General features: G+C 69.3%; 11 protein-coding genes. 2 read left to right on the forward strand and 9 right to left on the reverse strand.

Annotated elements, in window-relative coordinates; all coding sequences use genetic code 11:
• Nucleotides 1–25 precede the first annotated feature (25 nt).
• Nucleotides 26–952, forward strand: coding sequence for an aldo/keto reductase (locus tag FHR33_RS10330; protein ID WP_183645736.1), 927 nt, complete (start codon nucleotides 26–28; stop codon nucleotides 950–952).
• 54 nt (nucleotides 953–1,006) lie between these two features.
• On the opposite strand, the gene FHR33_RS10335 is transcribed toward FHR33_RS10330, so the two are convergent.
• The 6 genes from FHR33_RS10335 to FHR33_RS10360 form a co-directional block, all read right to left on the reverse strand.
• Entirely contained in the window at nucleotides 1,007–2,608 is a 1,602-nt protein-coding gene (locus FHR33_RS10335) for a monocarboxylic acid transporter (protein WP_183645737.1), read from the reverse strand.
• Nucleotides 2,605–2,895 carry a DUF485 domain-containing protein gene (locus FHR33_RS10340; RefSeq protein ID WP_312895454.1) on the reverse strand — a complete coding sequence of 97 codons (291 nt, stop codon included), beginning with the start codon at nucleotides 2,893–2,895 and terminating at the stop codon, nucleotides 2,605–2,607. The genes FHR33_RS10335 and FHR33_RS10340 overlap by 4 nt, the downstream gene beginning before the upstream one ends.
• Before the next feature lie 202 nt (nucleotides 2,896–3,097).
• A complete protein-coding gene (locus FHR33_RS10345) occupies nucleotides 3,098–3,919 on the reverse strand; it encodes a carbohydrate ABC transporter permease (RefSeq protein ID WP_183645739.1) in 822 nt (273 codons plus the stop codon).
• A complete protein-coding gene (locus FHR33_RS10350) occupies nucleotides 3,916–4,836 on the reverse strand; it encodes a carbohydrate ABC transporter permease (protein ID WP_221241044.1) in 921 nt (306 codons plus the stop codon). The genes FHR33_RS10345 and FHR33_RS10350 overlap by 4 nt, the downstream gene beginning before the upstream one ends.
• Entirely contained in the window at nucleotides 4,803–6,056 is a 1,254-nt protein-coding gene (locus tag FHR33_RS10355; protein WP_183645740.1) for an ABC transporter substrate-binding protein, read from the reverse strand. Before FHR33_RS10355 ends, FHR33_RS10350 begins: the two co-directional genes overlap by 34 nt.
• A gap of 29 nt (nucleotides 6,057–6,085) precedes the next feature.
• Complete coding sequence (locus FHR33_RS10360; protein WP_183645741.1) at nucleotides 6,086–7,249, reverse strand: trans-sulfuration enzyme family protein; 1,164 nt, start codon at nucleotides 7,247–7,249, stop codon at nucleotides 6,086–6,088.
• Between the two features lie 11 nt (nucleotides 7,250–7,260).
• Between FHR33_RS10360 and FHR33_RS10365 the strand changes: the two genes are divergently transcribed.
• Entirely contained in the window at nucleotides 7,261–8,280 is a 1,020-nt protein-coding gene (locus tag FHR33_RS10365; RefSeq protein WP_183645742.1) for a LacI family DNA-binding transcriptional regulator, read from the forward strand.
• On the opposite strand, the gene FHR33_RS10370 is transcribed toward FHR33_RS10365, so the two are convergent.
• The 3 genes from FHR33_RS10370 to FHR33_RS10380 are packed head-to-tail and all read right to left on the reverse strand — an operon-like array spanning nucleotide 8,240 to nucleotide 10,837.
• Nucleotides 8,240–9,730, reverse strand: a complete 1,491-nt coding sequence (locus tag FHR33_RS10370) for a sodium/solute symporter (RefSeq protein WP_183645743.1) — start codon at nucleotides 9,728–9,730, stop codon at nucleotides 8,240–8,242. The two genes, FHR33_RS10365 and FHR33_RS10370, sit on opposite strands and share 41 nt — an antisense overlap.
• Nucleotides 9,727–10,068, reverse strand: coding sequence for a hypothetical protein (locus FHR33_RS10375; RefSeq protein ID WP_246451727.1), 342 nt, complete (start codon nucleotides 10,066–10,068; stop codon nucleotides 9,727–9,729). Before FHR33_RS10375 ends, FHR33_RS10370 begins: the two co-directional genes overlap by 4 nt.
• Nucleotides 10,069–10,099: 31 nt before the next feature.
• Entirely contained in the window at nucleotides 10,100–10,837 is a 738-nt protein-coding gene (locus FHR33_RS10380) for a LytR/AlgR family response regulator transcription factor (RefSeq protein ID WP_183645745.1), read from the reverse strand.
• Nucleotides 10,838–10,845 lie beyond the last annotated feature (8 nt).

Consider the following 10,845-nt stretch of genomic DNA (forward strand, 5'->3'; position numbering starts at 1 on the left):
TATGAGACCCGCGCATAATAGCCGGATGAGATCGATCAGCACCACGGCTCTGTCCGTGTTCCCTTTGTGCCTGGGCACCAACACCTTCGGCTGGACCGCCGACCGTGAGGCCTCCTTCGCCGTGCTCGACGCCTACGTCGAGGCCGGCGGCAACTTCATCGACACCGCCGACGTGTACCCGAGCTGGGCTACGGGAGAGTCCACCTCGGAGATCGTCATCGGCGAGTGGATGGCCGAGCGCGGCAACCGCGACTCGATCGTCCTGGCCACCAAGGTCGGCATGCTGGCCGGCCTCGAGGGCCTGTCGCCCTCCACGATCCGCACCGCCGTGGAGAACTCCCTGCGCCGCCTGCGCACCGACCGCATCGACCTGTACTGGGCGCACGTCGACGACCGGGACACGCCGCTGGCCGACTCGCTGGCCGCCTTCGACGCGCTGGTGCGCGAGGGCAAGGTGCGCTACCTCGGCGCCTCCAACTACGGCGCGGCACGGCTGGCCGAGGCGCTGCGCATCTCCGACGACGAGGGCATGGCCCGCTACATGGCGCTCCAGCAGCCCTACAACCTCGTCGAGCGCGGCTACGAGGGCGAGCTGCGCGAGGTGGTGGCCCGTGAGGGGCTGTCGAGCACGCCGTACTTCGGCCTGGCCCGCGGCTTCCTGACCGGCAAGTACGCCGGCGGCGCCGCCGTCGACAGCCCGCGCGCGGGAAAGGCGGCGGAGTACCTCGAGACCGAGCGCGGACCCCGAGTCCTGGAGGCGCTGGCCACGGTCGCCGCGGGCAGGGGCGTCGAGCAGGCCACGGTCGCGCTGTCCTGGCTGCTGGCCCAGCCGACCGTCGCCGCGCCGATCTCCAGCGCGCGAAACGCCGAGCAGCTCAAGCCGCTGCTCGACGCCGTCCACCTGAAGCTCGGGGCCGACGAGCTGGCGCTGCTCGAGCGGGCCTCGCGCTGACATACGCGAAAGGGCCGGGCTCGCGGTGAGCCCGGCCCTTCGAGGCGGCGACGGTCAGTGCTTGACTGCCTGCTCGGCGCCGACACCGGTCAGCGAGCGGACCTCGATCTCGGCGTACTTGGCGGCGTTGTACTCCTTGCTCAGCACGGTGCCGAGCCAGCCGCAGAAGAAGCCGACGGGGATGGAGATCAGGCCCGGGTTCGACAGCGGGAACCAGGCGAAGTTGGCGTCCTTGAACAGCGCGGTCGCCGAGCCCGACACCACGGGCGAGAAGATCACCAGGATGAGCGCGGAGACCAGTCCTCCGTAGATGGCCGACACCGCCCCCACGGTGTTGAACCTCTTCCAGAACAGGCTGTAGAGGATCGCGGGCAGGTTGCCGGAGGCCGCCACCGCGAAGGCCAGCGCCACCAGGAAGGCGACGTTCTGCCCCTGGGCCAGGATGCCGAGGCCGATGGAGGCCGCGCCGATGACGAACGCCGACACCTTGGCGACCACGACCTCCTGGCGCTCGCTGGCGGTGCCGCGTCTGAACACGTGGGCGTACAGGTCGTGGGCGAAGCTGGAGGAGGAGGCGAGGGTGAGCCCTGCGACCACCGCCAGGATGGTGGCGAAGGCGACGGCGCCGATGAGAGCCAGCAGGATCGTGCCGCCGATGGGGCCGAAGATGTCCTCGCCGATCTGCTGGGCCAGCATGGGAGCCGCGGTGTTGCCCGCCTTGTCCCCCGCGGTGATGGCCTTCGTCCCGACCACGGCGGCGGCGCCGAAGCCGAGGACGAGGGTCAGCAGGTAGAAGGTGCCGATGATGCCGATGCCCCACAGCACCGACTTGCGGGCGTCCTTGGCGGTGGGCACGGTGTAGAAGCGGATGAGGATGTGCGGCAGGCCCGCCGTGCCGAGGACGAGCGCGAGGCCGAGGCTGATCAGGTCGAGCTTGCCGGCCAGGCCCTGCGCCTCGGTGCCGTACTTCTGACCAGGCTTGAGGAAGGCCTCGCCCTTGCCACTCTGCGTGGCGGCGTCGCCGAGCAGGGCCGACAGGTTGAAGCCGAACTTGCCCAGCACCAGCAGCGTGACCAGGGCCGCGCCGCCCATCAGCAGGACCGCCTTGACGATCTGCACCCAGGTGGTGCCCTTCATGCCGCCCACGACCACATAGATGATCATGAGGACGCCGACGCCGACGATGACCAGGTTCTTCTGGGCCGGGTCGGTGACGCCGAGCAGCAGGCCGACCAGCGCGCCCGCGCCGACCATCTGGGCCAGCAGGTAGAAGATGCTCACCACGATCGTGGAGACGCCCGCCGCGGTGCGGACGGGGCGCGGGCTCATCCTGAAGGCCAGCACGTCGGCCATCGTGAACTTGCCCGAGTTACGCATCAGCTCGGCCACCAGCAGCAGCGCCACCAGCCAGGCCACCAGGAAGCCGATGGAGTAGAGGAAGCCGTCGTAGCCCGACAGCGCGATGATGCCCGCGATGCCGAGGAACGAGGCGGCCGACATGTAGTCGCCGCCGATCGCCAGGCCGTTCTGGAAGCCGGTGAAGGAGCGGCCGCCCGCGTAGTAGTCGGCGGCGGTCTTCGTCTGACGGCTGGCCCAGAAGGTGATGCCCAGCGTCGCGACGACGAAGACGAGGAAGAGGACGGCGGAGAGAGTCACTTGGCCTTCTCCTCGACCTCGTGGCGGAGCTTGTCGGAGATGGGGTCGAGCTTCTTCTCCATGTGCCTGGCGTAGGCCCACGCGATCCAGAAGGTCGAGACGAACTGGAGCAGTCCGAAGATGAGCGCGATGTTGATGTTGCCAAGGACCTTGATGCCCATGAAGTCGCGCGCCCAGCCCGACAGGACCACGTACAGCAGGTACCAGGCCAGGAACGCCGCGGTCATCGGGAAGGTCCACGCCCTGAAGCGCCGCCTCAGCTCCTGGAACTCACTGCTGGCCTGCACCTGTTCATAGACAGAAGAGTCATGTTCTCTGGTAGTCACAGCTCAAGCCCTCCGGGGAGTGTGATGCGGATCACGCACAAGGTAAGAGGGCAAACTACCCGGCGTGGAGGGGGTGAGTCCGCTTGTTCGGTGAGCCGCCACGGCGTGGCGACCAGCTGAAGTCAGGTTGCGATGAATGGTCCGATTTGCGCGGTGAGCGGTCTCACCCCTTCACCGCCCCTGCCGTCAGCCCCTCGACGATGTAGCGCCGGATCGCGGCGAACAGCACCAGCGTCGGCACCACCGACACCACGGTGGCCGCCGCCATGGACCCCCAGTCGATGTCGTACTGGGTGATGAAGGAGTTCATCGCCACCGGCACGGTCTTGGCGTCCTCGCTGTCGATGAAGGTGATTGCCAGGAACAGCTCGTTCCACACCTGGACGAAGGCGAAGATGAAGGTGGCCGCGACCCCCGGCAGCATGACCGGGAGGATCACCCTGACCATCGCCTGGAGCCTGGAGGCCCCGTCCACCTGCGCGGCCTCCTCCAGCGCGACGGGGACCCGCTCGTGGAAGCCCCGCATGATGATCGTGCAGAACGGCACCAGCATGGCGATGTAGACGACCATCAGCCCCGCCAGCCTGTTGAGCAGGCCGAGGTCGGACATCAGCAGGTAGAGCGGGCCCAGCGCGATGAACAGCGGGATCATCTGCGTGACGAGGAAGGCCAGCATCAGCGCGCCCCTGCCGGGGAAGTCGAAGCGGGCCAGCACGTAGCCGCCGAGCACCCCGATCACGGTGACCACCGCGGCGGAGACCAGCGCCACCAGGAGGCTGTTGAGCAGGTAGAGGTCGAAGTCGGCGAAGGAGAACAGCTCGGCGTAGTGCTCGAAGGTCACCTCGGCCGGCCAGTAGCGCAGCGGCATGGAGAAGATCTCGCTCTTGGGCTTGAGCGAGGTGATGACGATCCAGTACAGCGGGAAGACCGTGATCAGGAGCCAGACGCCGAGCACGATCGTCTTGGCCGCTCTCCTCAGGATCATCGCGACCTCTCGAAGCGTGTGGCGTTGAGGTAGAACAGGCTGAAGGCCAGCAGGAGACCGAGCACCAGGAAGCCGACCGCGCCCGCCCTGCCGTAGTCGCCTCCCATCACCTGCTGGATGAGGAAGGTCGTGACGATGTCCGTGGAGCCCGCGGGCCCTCCGCCGGTCATCGAGTAGATGAGGTCGGGGAAGTTCAGGATCCAGATCACCCGCAGCAGCACGATCAGCGCCAGCGTCGGGCGGATGTGCGGCAGCGTCACGTGCCAGAACTGGCGCAGGCGCGAGGCGCCGTCCACCGCGGCCGCCTCGTACAGCTCTCGCGGCACCGACTGCAGCGCCGCCATGATCATGATCGCGAAGAAGGTCACGCCGTACCAGACGTTGGCCACGATCACCGACGTCATGGCCCAGCCGGGCGAGGACAGGAAGCCGATGCGGGTGTCGATGATCCCGGTACGCAGCAGCAGGTCGTTGATCACACCGAACTGGCCGTTGAACATCCACCGCCACAGCAGCCCGATCAGGAAGCCCGACATCGCCCAGGGGAAGAACACCCACGCCTGGTAGAGCCCCCTGCCGCGAAAGTGCCTGCGCAGCAGCAGGGCCAGACCGAAACCGAGGAGGAACTGGAAGAACAGCGACAGGCCCACCCAGAGGCCGGTGTTGCGCAGCGCCGTCCAGAACCGCTCCTCGGCCAGCACCGCCCTGAAGTTCTCCAGGCCCACGAACGGCGTCGAGGTCAGGTCGAAGAGGTTGTAGCGCTGGAAGGCGATGACGCTGCCGCGCACCATCGGGTAGTAGGTGAAGACCGCGACGAAGGCCACGCCGGGCAGCAGGCACAGCGCGATGAGCCCTGCCTTCCTCGCGGTGAAGGCGGGACGGCTCACGAAGCCTGACCCGTCCAGAACTCGTCCCACGCCTTCAGCACCTCGGCCGTGCTCTTCTTGCCGGTCAGCAGCGCCTGGACGTCACGGTCGGAGTCGACGAGGAACTGGCTCCATCCCGGCGAGTCGACCGGCCTGATCGTGATGACCTGCTTGGGGTCCTTCTGCGCCTCCAGGTAGGCCTTCCACGCGCCCTGCGAGAACTGCGGGTCGTTCTGCGCCGAGGACGAGATCGGGATCAGCGAGTTGCCCTTGGCGAAGCGCAGGCTCTGCCGCGCCTCCGACAGGAACTGCACCAGCTTGACGGCCTGGGCCTTGTGGGCGCTGAAGGAGGTGACGCCCCATCCGGCGTAGCCGACGGGCTGGAAGGCGTAGCCGGTCGGGCCCTTGGGGATGGGCGCCGTCGACCAGGAGGTGACGCCGCTCTCCTCGACCGTCTTGATCACCTCGGGGTCCTGGATCAGCATGCCGGTGACCCCCGAGGTGAAGCCCTGGACCATCTCCGGGTAGCCCCACGAAACCGAGTCCGGCGGCGACGCCTCCTTGAAGATCTTCACGAACAGGTCGAGCGCCTGGGCCGCCTCGGGCGTGGAGAAGATCGTCTTCTTGTCCTTCAGGTAGAAGGACTTCTCGGGGTCCAGCGCCTCGCCGTTGTAGGCGCTGATCATCTGGACCGCGTAGTCGGCGCCGCCCTTGCCGCCCCTGAAGGAGTAGCCGAACCGCTCCCCCGTGGTCATCCTCTTGCCCTCCTGGTAGAGCTCCTCCCAGGTGGCGGGCGGCTTGGTCATCCCCCAGTCGGTCCTGTAGAACAGCGCCCGCTGGTAGAAGCCGTAGGGAATCAGGTACGGCTTGCCGCCCACCTCCACGGCCTTCTTCCTGGCCAGCTCGGTGAGGTCCTGCCAGCCGGCCCACTGCGTGGTGGGCAGTTCGGCCAGCCAGCCGTTGTTGGAGAAGGACTTGACCGTGTGGTCGCGCACCTCCAGCACGTCCAGGTCCTTCTTCGTCTGCAGGATCTGGGTGATCTTCTGATCCGCGCTGTCGAGGGGCGGCGAGATGAGCTCCACCTCCACGCCGGGGTTGGCCTTCTCGAAGTCGGCGAGCAGGCTCTTCATCAGTTTGGTCCTGTCGGGGCTGGTCAGGCTCTCGATCATGCGGAGCCTGACCGTGCCGCCGCCGTCGGACGAGGAGCCCGAGCCGCACGCGGCGATCGTCAGAGTGGCGGCGGCCAGGGCCGCGAGGAGGGGAGTTCTCATGGGTGCCTCCTGGGTGACAGCGCTGTCACTCAAGCTAGGCGCACAACCCCCTCCAGCGCTAGAGCCAGATCCTCGACGAGCGTGTCCGCAGGCTCGAGACCCACCGACAGGCGCACCAGCCCGACGGGGATGCCCATGGTGACGCGCACCGACTCCTCGGTGGTCAGCGCGGGCGCGGCGACCAGGCTCTCGAACCCGCCCCACGACACCCCGATCCTGAAGACCTTCAGCCCGTCGAGGAAGGCGGCCACGACCTGCCGCTCGTCGGTGTCGAGCTCGAGGCCGAAGACGCTGGAGAAGCCCGCCATCTGCCGCCTCGCCAGCTCGTGGTCGGGGTGGGAGGCCAGCCCCGGATGGTGGACGGCGCGCACCGCCTCGTGCCGGTCGAGGAAGGCCGCGACGGCCAGGCCGCGCTCCTGGTGGGCGGCCATCCTGACGGGCAGCGTGCGCAATCCCTTGATCACCTTGGCCGCGTCGTGCGGGGACATCGCCGCGCCGTACAGCTGGTACTCCGTCAGCGCGATCGGCCTGATCAGCTCGGCGGAGCCGGCCACCACCCCGCCGACGAGGTCGCTGTGGCCCCCCACGTACTTCGACAGCGAATGGATCACCAGATCGACGCCCATGGTCAGCGGCTTCTGGAACAGCGGCGTGGACCACGTGTTGTCCATCACGGACACCAGCCCGTTGCCCGAGGCCCACGCGGTCACGGCGGGGATGTCCACCACGCGGTAGCTCATGTAGGAGGGCGACTCGAAGTAGAGTACTCGCGTGTTCGCTCTGATAGCGCTGTCAAGACCGGCGGGGTCGCCGACATGTGTGTGCGTGACGCCGAACTTCTCCAGGTAGCGGAGGAACTGCGTGGTGGGCCCGTAGATGGCGCCCAGCACCAGCACGTGGTCGCCCCCCGACACCAGCGACGAGACGGTCGCCGAGATCGCGCCCATGCCCGAGCCGAAGCACTTGGCCCGCTCGGCGCGCTCCAGCGCCGCCAGCTTGCGCTGGGCCAGGTCGACGGTCGGGTTGGTGCCGCGCCAGTAGACGTAGCGCTCGTCCTCGTCCTTGATCGCCTCGGCGAGGTCGCCCGCCGTCTCGAAGGTGAACAGGGAGTTCTCGAACACCGGCGGATTGACCGCGCCCAGCGCCCACGGTTCGTCCTCGCCCAGCCTGCCGCAGATCCAGTCATCGTTCATGGGGGGACACTATGACAGCGCGCCAGAGACCCACCATGGCGGACGTGGCCAGGCACGCGGGGGTGAGCCTCAAGACGGTCTCGCGGGTGGTCAACCAGGAGCCGCATGTCAGCGGGCCGCTGCAGCGCAGGGTGCAGGAGGCGATCAACGCGCTCGGCTTCCGCCGCAACGAGGCGGCCAGCCGCCTGGCCAGGGGCGCGGCGATGCTGACGATCGGGCTGGTGATGGAGAACATCTCCAACCAGTTCTACGCCCACCTGGCCGCCGCCGTGGAGAGCGCGGCGGCCGAGCACGAGGCGCTGGTCGTCTTCGGCTCCTACGAGGAGCGGCCCGAACGGGAGCGGATGCTCGTGGAGTCGATGTTCGCGCGCGGCGTCGACTCCCTCATCCTGGTGCCGTCGGCAGGCGGCCACAGCTGGCTGGCCGAGCTGCTGGGCGGCGGCCTTCGCGCGGTGTTCGTGGACAGGGTGCCCGCCGGGCTGCCCGAGTCCAGCGCGGTGCTGCTCGACGACTTCAAGGGCGGGCGCCTGGCCACCGAGCACCTGATGGCGCGCGGTCACCGGCGCATCGCGCTCATCTCCGACGACGAGAACCTCAGCTCGGTGCACGACAGGGCGCGCGGCTACCGCGAGGCCCTCGGCACGGTGGACGAGTCGCTCGTGACCCGCGGGGTGTTCGACCCCTGGCGGGCCGCGCGCGAGGTCGACAGGCTGCTGGAGCTGCCCGACCCGCCCACGGCCTTCTTCGCCACCAACAACAGGGCGGCGATCGGGATCCTCCAGGCGTTGAGGACGCGCCGCGAGAGGCCCGCGTTCGTGGGGTTCGACGACTTCGCGCTGGCCGACGTCTTCGACCCGGGGGTGAGCGTGGTGCGCTACGACACCGCGCTGCTCGGCCGTACCGCCGTCGACCTGCTCCTGGACGGCGGGCCTGCGCGCATGGTCAGGGTGCCGGTCGAGCTGGTGGTGCGCGGCTCGGGCGAGCTGCCCGTCACGACGAGCGAGAGCGCCAGTCGCCGCGGTCGAGGTTGAGCGTCTCGGGGGTGTGCAGGCGGACCATCGTCCTGGCCACTCCCAGCGGGACGCGGTGCGGGGTCAGGAACGAGACCACGACCATGACGAAGAAGGCGATCGGCACCGTCCAGGCCGCGGGCTGGGCCAGCAGCGCGCCCACGAGCCCGCCGTACGGCCCGCCGGTGATCTGCGCCATCACCGCCGCGCACGCCAGCCCCCCGCCCACGAACAATCCCGCCAGCGCCCCCGTCGACGACAGCCTGCGCCACCAGATGCCCAGCACCAGCAGCGGGCAGAAGGACGAGGCCGCCACGGCGAAGGCGAGCCCGACCACGTCGGCGACCGGCAGCGCCCTGGCCCACACGGCCAGCACCAGGGGCACGGCCACGGCCATCAGCGTCGCCAGCCGGAAGGCGCGCACCGCGCCGCCGCCCAGCAGGTCCTGCGCGATCACGCCCGCCACCGACACCGTCAGCCCCGAGGAGGTCGACAGGAACGCCGCGAAGGCGCCCGCGGTGACCAGCGCCGTCAGCACGTCGCCGAGCGTGCCGCCGATCACCCTGCCGGGCAGCGTCAGCACGACCGCGTCGGTGCCCGCCACGTCGGGAGCGTAGATCCTGCCCAGCCAGCCGTAGAGCGCGGGAAGCAGGTAGAAGGCGCCCAGCAGCGACAGCACCACCAACGTCGTACGGCGGGCCGCCCGCCCGTCGGGGTTGGTGTAGAAGCGCACCAGCACGTGCGGCAGCCCCATCGTGCCGAGGAAGGTGGCCAGGATCAGCGAGTAGGTCGAGTAGAGCCCGTACTCCTTCGCGCTGGACAACGGCAGCTGCCAGTGCGCCATGTCGTGCTCCGACAGCCCGGGCGCGCCGCCCGACCGCCAGGCCATCAGCAGGAAGACCAGGGGGACGGCGAGCGCGGTGAGCTTGAGCCAGTACTGGAAGGCCTGCACGAACGTGATCGAGCGCATCCCTCCCGACAGCACGTTGACCGCCACCACCACGGCGACCACCAGACCGCCCACCCAGCCGGGCGCCCCCGTGATCGCGCGCAGCACGATGCCCGCGCTCTGGAACTGCGGCATGAGATAGAGCCAGCCGATCAGCACCACCAGCACGCTGGCCGTCCTGCGCACGGCCATCGACTCCAGGCGCGACTCGGCGAAGTCGGGCAGGGTGTAGGCGCCCGAGCGGCGCAGCGGCGCCGAGACCAGCACCAGCAGCACCAGGTAGCCGCCGGTCCAGCCGACGGGCAGCCACAGCATGTCCGCGCCATGGGTGAGGATGAGGCCCGCGATGCCGAGGAAGGAGGCGGCCGACAGGTACTCCCCACCGATGGCCGAGGCGTTCCACAGCGGGGTGACCGTTCGGGAGGCCACGTAGAAGTCGGACGTCGTGCGCGACAGACGCAGGCCGAACGCGCCGATCAGGATCGCCGCGACCACCACGATGACGACGGCGGCCAGGCTCATTGCCGCTCGACCAGGTCCTCGAAGTGGCGCTCGTTGCGCTCGGCCTGCCGGACGTACAGCCAGGCCCCCGCGACGAACATCGGGTAGATCAGCCCCGCCAGCACCGCCCACGGCAGCGGCACCCCCGCCAGGTGCACCGCCCGCAGCTCGGGCACGAGCAGGAACAGCATCGGCAGCCCCAGCACCACGCAGGCCAGCACGGTGCAGACGAGCAGCGCGAGCCTGAACTGCGTGCGCAGCAGCGAGCGCATGTAGACCTCACCGAGGTGGGTCTGCTCGTCGATCTCCCTGCTGACCGGGTAGCGGGGCCTGCGCGCGGCGGCCGTGCGCGGGCTCATGACCGTGACTCTGCGCCTGGTCATCAGGCCTTCACCGCCTCTCCCTGCGCAGCAGCAGGTCGCGCAGCTCGCGGGTGTGGCGGCGGCTGACCGGGATCTCGGTGTCGCCGACCCTGACCGAGCAGCGCCCGGAGTCGATGTGCAGCTCCTCGATGTGCCTGAGCGCGACCAGATGGCTGCGGTGCACGCGCACGAAGCCGGAGGAGGCCCAGCGCTCCTCCAGCGTGGCCAGCGGGATGCGGACCAGATGGCTGCCCGCGGCGGTGTGCAGCCGGGCGTAGTCGCCCTGCGCCTCCACGTAGATCACGTCCGCCGTGGAGACGAACCTCGTCACGCCGCCCAGCTCGACGGGGATCGTGTCGGACTCCGCGCCCTCGACGGGAACGTCGGCCGAGACGCACACCCGCCTGATCGCCTCGGCAAGCCTCTCGGGCCGCACCGGCTTGAGCAGGTAGTCCTCGGCCTTGATCTCGAAGGCGTCGACCGCGTGCTCCTCGTAGGCGGTCACGAAGACGACGCGGGGCGGGTTGGCGAACTGCGACAGCAGCCTGCCGAGCACCACGCCGTCGAGCCCGCGCATCCTGATGTCGAGGAAGACCGCGTCGATCGGCCGCCCCTCGGCGATGGCCCTGTCGAGCAGCCGCAGCGCGGCGGCCCCGTCACGAGCGGTGGCCACCTCGCCGATCCTGGGATCGGCCCGCAGCAGGTACGACAGGTCTTCGAGCGCCGGAAGCTCGTCGTCGACCGCCAGCACCCGCAGCCCGTTCACGGCTCTCC

The sequence above is a fragment of the Nonomuraea dietziae genome (genome assembly GCF_014195505.1).
Classification (GTDB): Bacteria; Actinomycetota; Actinomycetes; order Streptosporangiales; family Streptosporangiaceae; genus Nonomuraea; species Nonomuraea roseola.